The organism is Geminicoccus harenae, from assembly GCF_019800005.1.
Lineage (GTDB): Bacteria > Pseudomonadota > Alphaproteobacteria > Geminicoccales > Geminicoccaceae > Geminicoccus > Geminicoccus harenae.
Genome location: NZ_JABGCL010000015.1, coordinates 24,413 through 39,717, shown reverse-complemented (window position 1 = coordinate 39,717; position 15,305 = coordinate 24,413). Strand labels below are relative to the sequence as shown.

13 protein-coding genes and 2 pseudogenes are annotated in these 15,305 nt (G+C 67.6%); 9 read left to right on the top strand and 6 right to left on the bottom strand.

The window, feature by feature from the left end:
- Positions 1-36: 36 nt before the first annotated feature.
- Positions 37-1,548 carry a UxaA family hydrolase gene (locus tag HLA95_RS14905; RefSeq protein WP_223861450.1) on the bottom strand — a complete coding sequence of 504 codons (1,512 nt, stop codon included), beginning with the start codon at positions 1,546-1,548 and terminating at the stop codon, positions 37-39.
- Positions 1,549-1,978: 430 nt separating this feature from the next.
- Between HLA95_RS14905 and HLA95_RS14900 the strand changes: the two genes are divergently transcribed.
- The 4 genes from HLA95_RS14900 to HLA95_RS14885 all read left to right on the top strand — a co-directional run bounded on the left by HLA95_RS14900 (position 1,979) and on the right by HLA95_RS14885 (position 5,196).
- Complete coding sequence (locus HLA95_RS14900) at positions 1,979-2,743, top strand: ABC transporter substrate-binding protein (RefSeq protein WP_191058962.1); 765 nt, start codon at positions 1,979-1,981, stop codon at positions 2,741-2,743.
- Positions 2,744-2,823: 80 nt separating this feature from the next.
- Entirely contained in the window at positions 2,824-3,480 is a 657-nt protein-coding gene (locus HLA95_RS14895; RefSeq protein ID WP_191058963.1) for an amino acid ABC transporter permease, read from the top strand.
- A gap of 10 nt (positions 3,481-3,490) precedes the next feature.
- Complete coding sequence (locus HLA95_RS14890; RefSeq protein ID WP_191058967.1) at positions 3,491-4,225, top strand: amino acid ABC transporter ATP-binding protein; 735 nt, start codon at positions 3,491-3,493, stop codon at positions 4,223-4,225.
- 44 nt (positions 4,226-4,269) lie between these two features.
- Positions 4,270-5,196, top strand: coding sequence for a fatty acid desaturase (locus HLA95_RS14885; RefSeq protein ID WP_191058964.1), 927 nt, complete (start codon positions 4,270-4,272; stop codon positions 5,194-5,196).
- Between the two features lie 6 nt (positions 5,197-5,202).
- On the opposite strand, the gene cobT is transcribed toward HLA95_RS14885, so the two are convergent.
- The 4 genes from cobT to HLA95_RS14865 form a co-directional block, all read right to left on the bottom strand.
- Positions 5,203-7,113 (bottom strand): cobaltochelatase subunit CobT, encoded by a 1,911-nt coding sequence (gene cobT / locus HLA95_RS14880; RefSeq protein ID WP_223861451.1) that lies wholly within the window; start codon positions 7,111-7,113, stop codon positions 5,203-5,205.
- Between the two features lie 90 nt (positions 7,114-7,203).
- Complete coding sequence (gene cobS / locus HLA95_RS14875; RefSeq protein WP_159714771.1) at positions 7,204-8,220, bottom strand: cobaltochelatase subunit CobS; 1,017 nt, start codon at positions 8,218-8,220, stop codon at positions 7,204-7,206.
- 212 nt (positions 8,221-8,432) lie between these two features.
- Complete coding sequence (locus HLA95_RS14870) at positions 8,433-9,152, bottom strand: NUDIX hydrolase (RefSeq protein ID WP_191058965.1); 720 nt, start codon at positions 9,150-9,152, stop codon at positions 8,433-8,435.
- Between the two features lie 63 nt (positions 9,153-9,215).
- Positions 9,216-9,827, bottom strand: a complete 612-nt coding sequence (locus HLA95_RS14865; RefSeq protein ID WP_255591995.1) for a J domain-containing protein — start codon at positions 9,825-9,827, stop codon at positions 9,216-9,218.
- Between the two features lie 188 nt (positions 9,828-10,015).
- Here HLA95_RS14865 and HLA95_RS14860 point away from each other — a divergent pair, with 188 nt between their 5' ends.
- Positions 10,016-10,993, top strand: coding sequence for an NAD(P)H-quinone oxidoreductase (locus HLA95_RS14860; RefSeq protein ID WP_322100138.1), 978 nt, complete (start codon positions 10,016-10,018; stop codon positions 10,991-10,993).
- Here the strand turns inward: HLA95_RS14860 and HLA95_RS14855 are convergent.
- On the bottom strand, positions 10,947-12,185 hold the full coding sequence (locus tag HLA95_RS14855; protein WP_222183792.1) for a BaiN/RdsA family NAD(P)/FAD-dependent oxidoreductase: 1,239 nt from the start codon (positions 12,183-12,185) through the stop codon (positions 10,947-10,949). The genes HLA95_RS14860 and HLA95_RS14855 overlap by 47 nt on opposite strands.
- Here HLA95_RS14855 and HLA95_RS29905 point away from each other — a divergent pair.
- The 4 genes and pseudogenes from HLA95_RS29905 to HLA95_RS14835 form a co-directional block, all read left to right on the top strand.
- On the top strand, positions 12,100-12,552 hold the full coding sequence (locus HLA95_RS29905) for an HU family DNA-binding protein (RefSeq protein WP_222183714.1): 453 nt from the start codon (positions 12,100-12,102) through the stop codon (positions 12,550-12,552). The genes HLA95_RS14855 and HLA95_RS29905 overlap by 86 nt on opposite strands.
- A gap of 371 nt (positions 12,553-12,923) precedes the next feature.
- Positions 12,924-13,187, top strand: coding sequence for a hypothetical protein (locus HLA95_RS14845; protein WP_191060352.1), 264 nt, complete (start codon positions 12,924-12,926; stop codon positions 13,185-13,187).
- 11 nt (positions 13,188-13,198) lie between these two features.
- Positions 13,199-13,378 (top strand): annotated as a pseudogene (locus HLA95_RS29900) (IS630 family transposase); the annotation flags it as partial.
- A gap of 126 nt (positions 13,379-13,504) precedes the next feature.
- Positions 13,505-14,798, top strand: a pseudogene (locus HLA95_RS14835) (transposase family protein); the annotation flags it as partial.
- Positions 14,799-15,305: the final 507 nt, after the last annotated feature.

Genomic DNA, 15,305 nt, shown 5'->3' with positions numbered 1-15,305 from the left:
AGGGTGGGCGCCGCCTTTACGCGGCGCCCGGCCGGATCACATCACCGCGCCGACCATCCACGGCACGAACTCGTGGTCGCCCACGCCCAGCTCCTCAGACTTGGAGTGGTTACCGCTCGCGACCTCGATCACCTTGTGGAAGATGCGCTCGCCGACCTGCTCGATCGTCTCCTCGCCGTCCACGATCGTGCCCGCGTTGATGTCCATGTCCTCCTCGATGCGGCGGTACATGGCGCTGTTGGTCGCGATCTTGATGGACGGCGCGGGCTTGAAGCCGAAGCAGGAGCCACGGCCGGTGGTGAAGGCGACCATGTTGGCGCCGGAAGCGACCTGGCCGGTGACGGCGGCCGGATCGTAGCCGGGGCTGTCCATGTAGACGAAGCCGCGCGCCGTGACCGGCTCGGCATACTTGTAGACGCCGTTCAGGTTGAGCGTACCGCCCTTGGCCGCCGCGCCCAGGGACTTCTCCAGAATGGTGGTGAGCCCGCCCGCCTTGTTGCCTGGCGACGGATTGTTGTTCATCTCACCGCCGTTGATGGAAGTGTAGTTCTCCCACCACTTGATCCGGTCGATCAGCTTGTCAGCGATCTTCTGGTCGACCGCACGGCGGGTCAGAAGGTGCTCGGCACCGTAGATCTCCGGCGTCTCGGAGAGGATCGCCGTGCCACCGTTGCGGATCAAGAGGTCGGCGGCATGGCCCAGCGCCGGGTTGGCGGTGATGCCGGAGTAGCCGTCGGAGCCGCCGCACTGCAGCGCCAGGCTGATCTCGGAGACTGAGACCGGCTGGCGGGCATACTCGTTCACGCCCGGCAGCATCTCCTTGATGATGTCGTGCGCCCGCTCGATCGTCTTCCGAGTGCCGCCCGTGGCCTGCATGGTCATGGTGCGGAAGTTCGGGCCCGGCTGGATCTGGTAGGCGTCCAGCAGGAAGTCGATCTGGTTCACCTCGCAGCCCAGGCCGATCATCAGCACGGCGGCGAAGTTCGGGTGGCGCGCGAAGCCCCAGAGCGTGCGCTGCAGGTTGCCGTAGCCCTCGCCGGCATCCGCCATGCCGCAGCCCGTGTCATGGGTGATGGCGACGATGCCGTCGACGTTCGGATACTGGTCGAGGATCTCCTTGGGGAAGCGCTCGGCGACGAACTTGCAGACCGTGGCCGAGCAGTTCACCGTCGACAGGATACCGATATAGTTGCGGGTCGCAGCGCGGCCGTCCCGGCGCAGATAGCCCTGGAAGCTCGGGCGCTGGTTCTCGGGCACGTATTCGATCGGCCTGACGTCGGCGCCCACCGCATAGTCGCGGTCGAAGTCCTGCATCACGCAGTTGTGGACGTGGACATGCTCGCCGGGTGCGATGTCCTGGCTGGCGAAGCCGATGATCTGGTTGAACTTGCGGATCGGCTCGCCCTTGGCGATCGGCCGGGTCGCGACCTTGTGGCCCGCCGGGATGCGCTGCGCGGTGCGCAGGTCCTCGCTGCCCAGATGGGTATTGGGCAGGATGTCGAGCCTGGCCACGACCGTGTTGTCGTTGGCGTTCAGGCGAATGGTCAAGGCAAGCTCGGTCAAGGTCGTAGGGCCCCGGGTTGATCCGCGCACATCATAAGCGTTCCAAGGACCAGTGCCAGGGGCGAGGACGCCCGGACGCGGTCGGGTCGTCCGGTCAGGCAGCCGGCTTGGCTAGGAGACGTGAACCGTTCGAGATCGCGCTGCATGATGCAGCGGCCCCTCATAAGGCGACGCGGCGCGCGATTTGCAAGATGTCGGGTGAGACGTCACGGCACCCGATTTGCATGACATGGCGCCGTGGCCAGACTTGATGCCGCCGTGCAACGGGCGTGGCCGGCAGCCGGCAGGTCAGACCGGCCCGAAGACAAGGCATGGCGCCGGTGGGCGCGAGCAAGTAGAGGTTCGTGCCCATGGTGATGCGAACCATGGGGCACCAGCCGCCATGGACATTGGCAAGTTCGAGGGAAGCACAATCATGCGTCTGAAGTCACTGTTCGCAAGCGTTTTCGCCCTGTCGGTCGGGCTCGCTGCCCTGCCGGCGATCACCGACGAGGCCCGGGCGGAGACGCTGCGGGTGGGCACGGAAGCCCAGGGCATCCCGTTCGCCTTCATGAACGAGCAGAACGAGCTCGATGGCTTCATGGTCGAGCTGATCAAGGTGATCGGCGAGAAGGTCGGCTTCGACGTCCAGATGGAGCCGATGGAGTTCTCGGCCCTGATCGCGTCCCTGACGTCGGGCAAGATCGACCTGATTTCGGCCGCCATGTACAACACGCCGACCCGCGCCGAGGTCGTCGACTTCTCCGACGACGTGTACAGCTTCGGCGAAGGCATGGTCGTCTCCAAGGACGACACCAAGGAGTACACCTCGTTCAAGGACATGGAAGGTGAGGTCGTCGGTGCCCAGGTCGGCACCGTCTATATCGCGGCCCTGGAAGAGGCCGGCATCTTCAGCGAGGTGAAGGCCTACGACACGATCCCGGCGGTCATGAACGACGTGAATGCCGGCCGAATCAAGGCGGGCTTCGTCGACTATCCGGTGGCCTCCTATTACCTGAGCCAGGGCCAGTTCCCCGACGTTCACTTGGTCAAGAGCTACCAGACGGCGCTGCCCGGCAAGATCGGAATCATCACCGCTAAGGGTGACACCGAGCGCATGACCAAGATCAACGAGGCGATCGCCGAGCTGAAGTCGAGCGGTGAGCTCGACAAGATGATCGAGAAGTGGAGCCTGAACTGAGGCTCGCTCCCGAACTCGTTTGAAGCGTGCGACGCGGCGGCCGGGTCCCGGCCGCCGCCTACATCATGAAGAAGTTCGGCATGAGCAGCTTTCTTCAGGACATGATCAATTTCCTGCCGGCGTTGATGAAGGGTATCCAGCTCACCCTCATCGTGACGGTCGGCTCGATCATTTTCTCGACGGTGCTGGGCCTGATCTGGGCAATCATGCGCCTGTCCTCCAATCGCGCGCTCAGCCTGACCAGTGCGACCATCGTCAACATCCTGCGCGCCATCCCGATCCTGGTGCAGCTCTTCTACATCTACTTCGTGATGCCGGAGCTGGGCTTGGCGCTGACCGCGCTGCAGGCCGCGATCATCGGCCTGGGCATCGCCTATTCCTCCTACCAGGCGGAGGATTTCCGCGCCGGCATCGAGGCGGTCGACCATGGCCAGACCGAGGCCGCGCAATCGATCGGCATGTCGCGCGGCCTGATGATGCGCCGGGTGATCCTGCCCCAGGCGATCAAGATCATCCTGCCGTCCTACGGCAACACCATGATCATGATGCTGAAGGACAGCTCGCTGGCGTCCACCATCACGGTCGCGGAACTGTCCCTGCAGGGCAAGCTGATCGCATCCTCGACCTTCAAGAACACGGCGGTCTTCACCACGGTGGCGCTGCTCTACCTGGTGATGTGCCTGCCGCTGATGGGGCTCAGCCGCTGGCTGGAGAAACGCATGGGCCGGAGGCGCTGATCCCATGGCGATGATCGAGTTCCAGGACGTCCACAAGAGCTTCGGCGCGCTGGAGGTCCTCAAAGGCATCGATGCCACGGTCGGCAAGGCCGAAGTTGTCTGCATCATCGGCCCGTCCGGCTCGGGCAAGTCGACCATGCTGCGCTGCGTGAACGGGCTGGAGGACTACCAGAAGGGCAGGGTGTTGGTCGAAGGCCAGGTGGTCGACCGCAACCAGAAGTCCATCCGCGAGGTGCGGATGGAGGTCGCGATGGTGTTCCAGCGCTTCAACCTGTTCCCGCACCGGACCGTGCTGGAGAACGTGATCGAGGGGCCGGTCTATGTGAAGGGCGAGAACCGGGCATCCGCAACCGAGCGGGGTCGCGCCCTGCTGGAGCGGGTGGGACTCGCCGCCAAGGCCGACAACCATCCCCAGCAGCTCTCGGGCGGCCAACAGCAGCGGGTCGCGATCGCCCGGGCGCTGGCGATGCAGCCACGCGCCATCCTGTTCGACGAGCCGACCTCGGCGCTGGATCCGGAACTGGTCGGTGAGGTGCTGTCCGTGATGCGCGACCTGGCGAAGGAGGGGATGACGATGCTGATCGTCACCCACGAGATCGCGTTCGCCCGCGAGGTAGCCGACCGGGTGCTGTTCATCGACGGCGGCATCATCGTCGAGCAGGGCCCGCCCTCGGAAGTGCTGGTCCGGCCGAATCATCCGCGCACCCAGGACTTCCTCCACCGGGTCCTGCACCCGATCGACTGAAGGCGCTAGGATCGGCGGTGCATCGGGTACAGGAGGGGCAGCACATGGCCGAAGCCGGATCGGCCGAGTTCGACCATCGCCGGCTGATCTCCAGCCTGGGTGCCGAGCAGCGCCGGGTGCTCACGGCCCTGGCCGACGGGCCGGGGCTGCGGCAGCTCGCCGGCCATCTCGGCCTGATCCTCCTGCTGGGCGCCCTGATCGGTACGGCCGTGCCCTTCTGGCCGCTGCTCCTGCTCCCGCAGGGCATCCTGATCGTGTTCCTGTTCACCGCCCTGCACGAGACCAGCCACAACACCGCGTTCCGCACCCGCTGGCTGAACACGGCCGTGGCGCATCTGGCGGGCTTCCTGGTCCTGGTCCCGCCCTGCTGGTTCAAATATTTCCACTTCGCCCACCACCGGCACACCCACGATCCGGACCATGACCCGGAACTGATGTCGCCCAAGCCCGAGACGCTCTGGCAGTATGTCCGCTACCTGTCGGGCCTGCCGCTATGGTGGTCGATGCTCCGCACGCTGGTCGCGAATGCGCAGGGTGCCATCACCGAGCCGTTCCTGCCCAAGGGTGCCAGGCCACAGATGGTCTGGGAGGCACGGGCGATGTTGGCGGGCTACGGTCTGCTCCTGCTGGGCTCGCTCCTCACCGGCTCGACCCTGCTACTCTGGACTTGGCTGGTACCGGTCGTGCTGGGCCAGCCCTTCCTGCGCGCCTACCTGCTCGCCGAGCATGCCCGCTGTCCGCATGTCGCCAACATGCTGGAGAACACACGCACGACCTTCACGACCCGGATCGTGCGCTTCCTCGCCTGGAACATGCCTTATCACGCCGAGCACCACGCCTTCCCGACGGTGCCGTTCCACCGACTGCCGGCGCTGCACGAGCACGCCCGGGCGCATCTGCGCCAGACCGAGCGGGGCTATGCCCGCTTCAACGGCAAGTTCGCCAAGGCAGTGGCCGGCGGCCGGGCCTGAGCCCGGTCAGGCCGCCCGCCGCCGCCGGCCCGGGCGGTCCTCGTCCAGGTCGAACAGCTCTGCCAGCTGCTTGAGCATGGTGCCGCCCAGCTGCTCCGGATCGGAGATCGTGACCGCGCGGCGATAATAGCGGGTCACGTCGTGGCCGATGCCGATCGCCAGGAGCTGCACGGGCGAGGTCGTCTCGATCTGCTCAATCACCTGGCGCAGGTGCCGCTCCAGATAGTTGCCCGGATTGGAGGACAGGGTGCTGTCGTCCACCGGGGCGCCATCGGAGATCACCATCAGGATGCGGCGCTGCTCGGGGCGGGCGAGCAGGCGCTCGTGCGCCCACATGATCGCCTCGCCGTCAATATTCTCCTTGAGCAGGCCCTCGCGCAGCATCAGGCCCAGCGCCCGGCGGCCGCGCCGCCAGGGCGTGTCGGCGGCCTTGTAGATGATATGGCGCAGGTCGTTCAGCCGCCCGGGATTGGCGGGCTTGCCCTCGCGCAGCCACTGCTCGCGCGACTGGCCGCCCTTCCAGGCCCTCGTGGTGAAGCCCAGGATCTCGACCTTGACGCCGCAGCGCTCCAGCGTGCGCGCCAGGATGTCGGCGCTCATCGCCGCCACCGCGATCGGTCGGCCGCGCATCGACCCGGAATTGTCGATGAGCAGGGTCATCACCGTGTCGCGGAAGTCGGTCTCCTTCTCGACCTTGAAGGTCAGCGCGTGGCTCGGGTTGACCACCACGCGGGTGAGCCGCGCCGCATCCAGGATGCCCTCGTCCAGGTCGAACAGCCAGGAGCGCTGCTGCTGGGCCATCAGCTTGCGCTGCAGCCGGTTCGCCATCTTGCCGATCATGGCATGGAAGCGCTGCAGCGACAGGTCGAGCTGGCCGCGCAGCCGGGTGAGCTCGGAGGGGCCGCACAGCTCGTCGACCGTGACCACCTCGTCGAACTTGCGGGTGAACACCTTATAGGCGTTGGGATCGGCCTGGTTGTGGCCGGCCTTGGGCCGGTTGGTGGCCGGGGCCTCGCCCTCGTCCTCCGACCCCATCTCGGCCATGGCGTCCTGGCTCTCGTCGCCCTCGCCGGCCTCGGCCATCGCAGCGTCCTGAGCAGCGCTGATCTCCTTGGTCTGGCTGTCCTGCTGCTGGTCCTGGCCCTCGCCGTCCTGGCCCTGCTCGCCGCCTTCGCCGCCCTCTTCCTGGTCGTCGTCCTGGTCCTCGGGGCTATCCTGTCCCTCGCCGTCCTCGGGCAGGTCCTCGGTGGTGAAGCCCAGGTCGTTCAGGAGCTCGCGCATCTCGAGCGCGAACCGCTCCTGGTCGGCGAGCAGCGATTCCAGCTTGGGCAGGTGCCCGGCCATGTGCTGGGCCAGATAGTCGCGCCAGGGCTCCAGCGCCTTGGCATGGGGCGGGGGCAGATCGACGCCCAGGAGCTGCTCGCGGGCGAACAGCTCGACGATCTCGGCCATGTGCCCGGCCTGCTCCTGGCCGCCGCTCTCGATCGGGCGGGTGCGGGCCTTCCAGGCGTTCAGCAGGTTCTCGCGCACCCCGACCATGCGCGACGAGCCCAGCGCCTCGACCCGGACCTGCTCCATCTTGTCGTAGACGAGCTGGGCGATCTCGCCATTGGGGGCGTGGCGGGCATGGAGCTTGGCGTCATGGTGGCGCAGGCGCAGGGCCGACTGGTCGCCCTCGCCGCGGATCCGGGCGAGGTCGGCCCTGGCGAAGTCCTGGCGCGGCGTGGGCAGGCGGACCGATTCGCCACCGGCCTGCCCTTCGGACGGGCGCCGGTTCTCGCCGGCCCGGAACTGCACGTCCAGGCTCGGCTTGCGCGCCATCGCGCGCACCGTGGCGCCGACGACCCGCTGGAAACTGTCGATCCGCTCGCGGGCCGCCTGGTTGCTCTGCTCGGGCGTTCCGGAACGGGTTGCCACGACTGCCACCCTGCCACTCCCTTCATGCCGCCGGCCGGCGATGCCGCCGGTCCGGCCTGCGCTGTCGCCAGCCGGTCAAGCCCCGACGGATCAGGCCAAAGCCAGCCGCGTCGCCGATTCCGGCAGCTCCTGGCCGAAGCAGCGCTGGTAATATTCCGCGATCGTGGTCCGCTCGGCCTCGTCGCACTTGTTCAGGAAGGTCAGGCGGAAGGCGAGCGGCAGGCTCTTGAAGATCCGCGCGTTCTCCGCCCAGGTGATCACCGTGCGGGGCGACATCACCGTCGAGACGTCGCCGGCGACGAAGCCGTTGCGGGTCAGGTCGGCCAGGCTCACCATCTGTGAGACCTGCTTGCGCCCCTCGGCCGTGTCGTAGTCTGGGCACTTGGCCAGCACGATCCGGACCTCGGCGTCATGCTCCAGATAGTTGAGCTGGGTCACGATCGACCAGCGGTCCATCTGGCCCTGATTGATCTGCTGGGTGCCGTGGTAGAGGCCGGACGTGTCGCCCAGGCCCACCGTGTTGGCGGTGGCGAACAGCCGGAAGGAGGGGTGCGAGCGCAGCACCTTGTTCTGGTCGAGCAGGGTCATGCGGCCCTGGCTCTCCAGCACGCGCTGGATCACGAACATCACGTCCGGGCGGCCGGCATCATACTCGTCGAACACCAGCGCCACCGGGTTCTGCAGGGACCAGGGCAGGATGCCTTCCCGGTACTCGGTGACCTGCTTGCCGTCGCGCAGCACGATGGCGTCCTTGCCGACCAGGTCGATGCGGCTGATATGGCTGTCCAGGTTGACCCGCACGCAGGGCCAGTTCAGCCGGGACGCGACCTGCTCGATATGGGTCGACTTGCCGGTGCCGTGATAGCCCTGGATCATCACCCGGCGGTTGTAGGCAAAGCCGGCCAGGATCGCGAGCGTGGTGTCGTGGTCGAAGCGGTAGGCCTCGTCGAGGTCGGGCACATAGTCGGTGCGCCGGCTGTAGGCATCCACCTCAAGATCACTGTCGATCCCGAAGGTCTGGCGGACCGAGAGCCGGATGTCGGGCTTGGCGGGCAGGTCGATCCGGTTCGACGGATCGAGGAGCGGACTCTGATCAGCGACGGTCATGACGGATCCGAAGACGCGAAGGTAGCGAGGCGATGGTGGCGCAGGGCGCGGAGCGAACAGCCCGCCCGAACGAGGGCGCTGCACCCGCAACGCCCACCCCGACAACCGCGACGCTAGCAGAACGTTTCCACCCGCGCCAACCCCGCCGGGTCCGCCTCAAGGCTAATGTAGGTGCCCCGACGCGCATCTGCGAGGCCTGGAGCGGGGATTCGTCAGCCCGGCTGCGACCCGAAGGCATGGCGGAGATAGGAGCGGACGAAGCCCGGCACCGCGTCCTGCTCCGCTTCCTCCGGTGTGCGGACGATCCGGATGCCCGCCAGCTCCGGTTCCGCCTCGGCGGCGAGAAATTCCATGATCCGCGCACGCGCCGCCTCGGCCGGCAGGTCGATCCGGATCTCGCGCATCAGCGCGGTGCGGCCGCCCTCGACCGCCACGATCCAGCCAGGCGCCACCTCGACTTCGCCGGGCAGGAGGCCGGTTTCCTCACCGAGCTCGCGCAGCACGTTGCCCAATAGGTCGACCCGGCCGTCTGGCAGGACGTCGGCCGGCTCGGGCGTGCCGCCGGGAAAATAGACCCGGCCGGGATTGGCGGTGTGCCCGCCCATCACGCCCAGGAGGAAGCCGCCATCCGAGGCGCGCAGGGCCGCCAGGCCAAAGCAGTTGCTGCTGGACGGGTCGGGGAAGCCCAGGTCGCGGAAGGTGAGGAAGGCCGCATAGTCCGTGGGCGTGTAGCGCACCTCCAGCCGGTTGCCGGCGAACCGGCGGTCCCGCGCGATCAGGACCTGGCCGTTGTACAAGGCGGGATTGGCCGCGATCAGCCCGGCCCAGTGCGCGTCGATCCGGGCCCGTTCCGCCACGGCCCATGGCCATGGGCCTTCATCCAGGCGCGCCACTACCTCGTCGACCCGGCAAAGCTCTGGTTGGCCTGTCATCGGCTGGCTCCGCTGGTGCCGCGTGCGGCTGGGAAGGGGAAGGGGCGGCCGGGCGAGGGCTCGCTAGCGCTCGCCCGGATGGGCCAGGAGCCAAGTATAGGCGGCGTTGATCTCCTTCAGCCGCTCCTCCTGGTGCCGGTCGCCGCCATGCAGGTCCGGGTGGTGCTGCTTGGCCAGCGACTTGTAGCGGGTCTTCAGCTCCGACACCGTGAAGCCCGGCTCCAGGCCCAGCGTGCGGGCATGGGACTGGGCGGTGGTCGGCGGGCGCTTGGGCGGCTCCGGCCGGTGCCGGGTGAAGCCGTGGGCATGCAGGAGCTCGAACGGGTCCTTCAGACGCAGGTCGGCCGTGTTCAGGCCCGGCGGCCAGGTGGGACGGCTCCAGGTCACGTCATCGCGGCGCATCGCCTCGATCTCGTCGCTGTTCATGCCCTGGAAAAAGTCCCAGTTGCGGTTGAACTCGCGCACGTGCTCCAGGCACAGCCACTGGTATTCGCGCAGCGAGTTGCGGGAGCGGGGTGCCCGATACTCGCCGCAGGCGTCACAATTGGGCCAGGCGCAGGCGCGCGAGGGGCCCCCTATCCGGGCGCCGCCGCGGACATGCTGACGCCCGGCGGCCGCGTGGAGCGGCTCCTCGGCGATCATCCGTGCCCTGGTTCGTGCAGTCGTGCTGGTCATTGTTCGGTATGTCTGGGAATGCCGCATAATGGTGATGGCCGGCGGGCCGGACAAGGGCGCCGATCACCCGGTAAGCGCAGGCCTGAGCGAAGTCACACGCCCTTGCGCTCCCGTGCCAGCCGTGCCTTCGGTGCCGAAAGAACCGCCACCAAGGAAACGCCAGGATGTCGGACCAGATCCCCAGCTCCATGCGCCATGTCAGGATCGCCCGCCCGGGCGGCCCGGAAGTCCTGGAGATCGCCCGGATGCCGGTGCCTCAACCTGGGCCGGGCGAGGTGCTGATCCGGGTGGCGAGCGCCGGCGTCAACCGCCCGGACGTGTTCCAGCGCATGGGCGCCTACCCGCCGCCGCCCGGCGCTTCCGACGTGCCCGGGCTGGAGGTCGCGGGCGAGGTCGTGGCGCTGGGGGAGGGCGCAGCGGGCGTGGCCCTGGGCGATGCCGTCTGCGCCCTGGTCGCATCCGGCGGCTATGCCGAATACTGCACCGCCCCGGTGGAGCAGGTGCTGCCGGTGCCGGATGGCTGGAGCACGGTCGAGGCGGGCGGCCTGCCGGAAACCTACTTCACCGTCTGGACCAACGTGTTCCAGCGCGGCCGGCTGCGGCAGGGCGAGCGGTTCCTGGTGCATGGCGGCAGCTCGGGCATCGGGGTGACGGCGATCCAGCTGGCCCATGCGTTCGGTGCTGAGGTGTTCGCCACCGCCGGCTCCCCGGACAAGGTCCGGGCCTGCGAGGAACTGGGGGCAACGCGCGGGATCGACTATCGCCGGGAAGACTTCGTGGCGGTGGTCCGGGAAGCCACCGGCGGCAAGGGCGTCGACCTGATCCTGGACATGGTCGGCGGCTCCTATGTCTCGCGCAACCTGGACGCCGCCGCGGTGGAAGGCCGGATCGTGCAGATCGCCTGGCTGGAAGGCGCCCAAGTCGAGGCCGACTTCACCCGGCTGATGGCCAAGCGGTTGACCTGGACCGGCTCGACGCTGCGCCCGCGCTCGGTCGCGGAGAAGGGCCAGATCGCCCGCGAGCTGCGCGAGCAGGTCTGGCCGATCCTCTCGGCCGGCCGGATCCGCCCGGTGGTCCACGCGGTCCTGCCGCTCGACCAGGTGGTGGAGGCGCACCGGCTCATGGAGAGCTCGGCCCATATCGGCAAGATCCTGCTGGTGCCGTGAGCCAGGCCAGCATGCCCTCGGCCGCGGCGACGCCGGTCGAGAAGCAGGCCTGGAGCAGGTAGCCGCCGGTCGGCGCTTCCCAGTCCAGCATCTCGCCGGCGACGAACAGGCCAGGCACGCGGCGCAGCATCAGCCGCTCGTCGAGCTCGGCCAGCGCCACGCCGCCGGCACTGCTGATCGCCTCCGCGATCGGCCTGGTACCGGTCACCGGCACGGGCAGGTCCTTGATCGCCCGCGCCAGCTCGGCGGCACTGAGATCCGGACCGTGGCCCAGCTCGCGCAGGAGGAAGGGCACGATGGGAGGCAGGCGCAGGCTGCCGGTGAGCCAGGTCGGAAAGGAGCGGCTGCCGCGTGGCCGCGCCAGCCTGGCCTCGACCTGGGCCAGGGTGAGGTCGGGTTTCAGGTCGAGGCGGAGCGTGGCGGTGCCGTTCGCCTCCAGCTCCTCACGCAGGGCGCGGCCCAGCGCGTAGACGAGCTGGCCCTCGACCCCATAGCTGGTCAGCACCAGCTCGCCCCGGGCCGCCGCACCCCCGGCACGCCCTGCCAGGTTCTTGAGCGGGATGCCTTGCAGCCGCTGGCGGGCCAGCTCGGACCAGGGCACCAGCATGCCGACATTGGCCGGCCGCAGCGTCCGGACGGTCACCCCCAGGTCACGGAGCATCGGGACCCAGGCGCCGTCCGAGCCCAGCCTCGGCCAGCTCGCCCCGCCCATCGCCAGGATCGCCGCATCCGGGCGGAGCTCGCTAATGCCGTCCGGCCCCTGCAGCCGCAGCAGCCGGTCAGGCCCGATCCCGACCAGCCGGGTGCGCAGCTTCGAGGTCACACCCAGCCGCTCCAGTCGTGCCAGCCAGGCTCGCACCAGGCCGGTCGCCTTCAGCGCGCGGGGGAAGACCCGCCCGCTCGTGCCGATGAAGGTCTCGGCCCCCAGGCCGTCGGCCCAACTGCGCAGTGCATCCGCGTCGAAGCGCGCCAAATGTGGGCGCAGCCAGGACTGTTCACTGCCGAAGTGAAGGCAAAGTCGTTCGACCGTGCCGACATGGGTCAGGTTCAGGCCGCCTCTGCCGGCGATCAGGAATTTTCTCGCAGGGCTGCGCGAACCCTCCACGATGACTGGAGATATTCGTCGTTCGGCCAGTCGCTCGGCGGCGATCAGCCCAGCCGGCCCCGCGCCGATCACCACGACCCGTGGCACGCCGGGGCGGTACGGCCAGTCCCTATCGGTATTTGCAACCATCGATTGCCATGATAATGCGCGTTTCACCTTTAGTCATGCAGAGGAGTACTCCATGACCTTGGACGAACTGACTTCGGCGGTCGCAGAGAAGGCCGGGATCACCAAGGCCGACTCGACGAAGGCGGTGCGCGCCATCCTGGACAGCATCCAGGCGGCGCTCAAGGGCGGGGACAAGGTCACCATCACCGGCTTCGGCTCGTTCGAGGTGGTGGAACGCGCCGCGCGCGAGGGCCGCAACCCGCAGACCGGCAAGACGATCACGATCGAGGCCTCCAAGGCGGTGCGCTTCAAGCCCGGCAAGGGCCTCAAGGACTCCGTCGCCTGACACTCGGGCATCCCGCATCGGCCATGCCTCAGTAGCCGGCCAATAATCGCGAGGCTGCCTGCCTCCCAAACCGGCTGATGCGGGCCGGCTCCCAGTCATGGTACAGTCATGCCATGACCATCATCATGACGACGGCAATCACATCTTCGGCTGAGTTCGCCTCCCGGTTGCTTCAGCCCCACAGGCCGGATCCGGCCGGGCCTCCCTGGTGCAGTCGGAGTGCCGGGCTGCACACCACCCCCATTCCCTGCCAGCAGCAAGGGCGCTGCCCGGGCTCCTGGAGCATCCTCCGCCCCGATCGGATCGTTAAGGGGCCTCACACCAGCCCCTGGTCCTGATTCAGGATGCCGCCGGGACGGAGGCTGGCGGGGATGGCAAAGGCGCTTTCAATCGATCGTCGCGAGCGTGAGCCGGTGGCGCGCGCTGGAACGGACACAGGGGGCAGCCCGCAGCTTGGCTGGCTCAGTAGTAGTCGCCGCTCCACCCACGTCGAGGCGCAGGGCGGGTTGCTCCGGGAACTGCTGGAGGCAACGCCCGGCCCCACCACCGAAGAACTGCGCACCGCGCTGACCGCGCGCGCGGCCACGGCTTTGGGTGCGGCACCCGGCAGCGGTTCTTCCGCCGTCTCGGCCTGACGCGCAAAAGGACCGGGCACACTGGGGAGCAGGACCGACCCGACGTCCTGAAGTGCCGGCAGGTATGGTTCGGCGGCCAAATCGACCTCGATCCCGAGCGGTTGGTGATCATAGATGCGACCTGGGGCCAAGACGAACACGACCCGCACGCACGGACGTTGCCCCGCGGTGAACGCCTGCGCCTGAGCGTTGCGTTTCACCGAGGCCACAGGGGTGATCTTGCTGTTCCATCTGCCCTATAGCCCTGACTTCACCTCATCCAAAATGCCTTCAAGCTCAAGGCCTTGGCTGCGTAAGGTGGCTGGACTGCACCCCGTTTGAGTCGGACAGGGGCGTCAGCCGAGCCGAACAGTCGTCCACCCCGCGTTGAGGTGGTTAGCGCCATGCAGCAACGACGGCGCTTCTCGACCGGCAGCCTGGCATGAGTGTGTCGCTGGTCGCCGGCCAAGCCGGCATCTTGCTTTAGCCTACTGTTCAAGTGGCGGTGCCGGATGCTGGAGGGCGACTTGGAGGCCGTGCAGGCGGATTGAGCCAGTGGTCGGCCAGAGCCAGATGCGCGACCTGGAGAGGCGGGTCCGTGAATTGGAGCGCCTGCTTGGGGCAACAAGATCCTGGGGGGCGAGATCTTCGAAGAGGCCCTCGACATGGCACGGGCACAGGGGACGGTTCGTGATGACGACCATCGCCAGCTCCCTTAGAGTTGCCCGTTCAAACCTGATCACGCGCCAAACTCATGCCACCAAGCCGCGTAGGCAGTACGGCCAGGCAGGCGACAGCCGGCTTCTGCCCTTGATCCGGCAGCTAGCCGAGGAGCGGCAATCGTACGGCTACCGCCGCATCACGGCGCTCCTCAACCGTCGCCGGGAGCGCGGGAACCTGACTCTAAAAACCATGGGCTGGTTCTGCAGCGTCACATCGGACGCCAAGCCGACCGAACACATGACGGCGTGGTGATCGCCCTGACCTCGAACAGTCACCCTCGGCGGTCTGCTGGCCGCCGTCCTTGCCGGAAGCGGATCATCCGGCTCCTGCCGGATCATGGTGCTTGAGCCACTTCGATCTGAGCTGCCGGCGCGACGAGATTGCCCGCATCCTGTTCGCGATCAACGCCTGCGAACGGGAAATCATCGTCCCGCGACCGTCTCCTGGCGGCCGTCCCGGTAGGATTGGATCGATCGCCTCCTCCGATCGATGGTCGGGCACCACGGCCGGCGTCTCCGGCGAACCGCCAGCGTCTTCTGACACTGGCTCCTGCGGAGATGGAGCATCCGCCTCCTGCGGATGCTGGTCCAGGACCTCATGGTCACCTGCGTCGAGCAACACTTTGGCAGCCTGAAAACGCCTCACCTGATGCGAATGGCTGTCGGACAACGGCAGCGCCTACATCGCCAGGGAGACCCGGAACACGGCCATTGCCCTTGGCCTGCGCCGGTGCGCTCGCCGCAGAGTGACTACATCGCTGAAGCGTTCGTGAAGACCTTCCGGCGGGACTACCTACACCTCTCGATCCTGCCGGATATCACCACCGTTCTGATCCTGCTGCGGGTCTGGTTCGACGACCACAACAACATCCATCCATACTCGGCGCTGCGCTTCCAATCGCCAACCGAGTTGCACAGACTCAGTGCCCAACCCGGCCCAGATCCTGTCCGGCGAAATGGGAGGCACTCCACACATCCTGATGGATGCGGGCCTGATCCTCCTGGCGCACATCCACGCCGTTAGCCTGCACAACACGGTGGGCGCACGGTAGATGGTCGAGGTGATACCTATGGCAGCCCTGCCGTTTGAAGCTGGTCTGGACAGATGGTGCCTATACCGGGCCATCTGCAAGGTGGCTGGAGAAGGCGGGCGGCTGACGCATAGAGATACCCTTCCATCGCCAGCGCCAAGCGTGGCGCTATTGGCTGGATAAGCAGCCGGCAGACTTCTACGTCCCGCTGCGCCGTCCTCGGTGGCTTACTGACCGGCGTCCCTTCGGGAAGCGGGTCATCCACCTGCGGGCGGATGATGGGGCATCGAGCGGACCTTCGCCTAGCTCTCCCCGCTCACGTCGCCTTGCCCGGGACTATGAGCGGCTGCCTGAATCCGGTGTGGTGACCCATGCTGCCATGAGCC

Coding starts and splice junctions, on each gene's coding strand:
- HLA95_RS14860 (WP_322100138.1), top strand. CDS start 10,016: ATGCGCCATGTCAGGATCGCCCGCCCGGGCGGCCCGGAAGTCCTGGAG.
- HLA95_RS14865 (WP_255591995.1), bottom strand. CDS start 9,827: ATGACCAGCACGACTGCACGAACCAGGGCACGGATGATCGCCGAGGAG.
- HLA95_RS14895 (WP_191058963.1), top strand. CDS start 2,824: ATGAGCAGCTTTCTTCAGGACATGATCAATTTCCTGCCGGCGTTGATG.
- HLA95_RS14890 (WP_191058967.1), top strand. CDS start 3,491: ATGATCGAGTTCCAGGACGTCCACAAGAGCTTCGGCGCGCTGGAGGTC.
- HLA95_RS14900 (WP_191058962.1), top strand. CDS start 1,979: ATGCGTCTGAAGTCACTGTTCGCAAGCGTTTTCGCCCTGTCGGTCGGG.
- HLA95_RS14845 (WP_191060352.1), top strand. CDS start 12,924: ATGGCAAAGGCGCTTTCAATCGATCGTCGCGAGCGTGAGCCGGTGGCG.
- cobS (WP_159714771.1), bottom strand. CDS start 8,220: ATGACCGTCGCTGATCAGAGTCCGCTCCTCGATCCGTCGAACCGGATC.
- HLA95_RS14870 (WP_191058965.1), bottom strand. CDS start 9,152: ATGACAGGCCAACCAGAGCTTTGCCGGGTCGACGAGGTAGTGGCGCGC.
- HLA95_RS14885 (WP_191058964.1), top strand. CDS start 4,270: ATGGCCGAAGCCGGATCGGCCGAGTTCGACCATCGCCGGCTGATCTCC.
- HLA95_RS29905 (WP_222183714.1), top strand. CDS start 12,100: ATGACTGGAGATATTCGTCGTTCGGCCAGTCGCTCGGCGGCGATCAGC.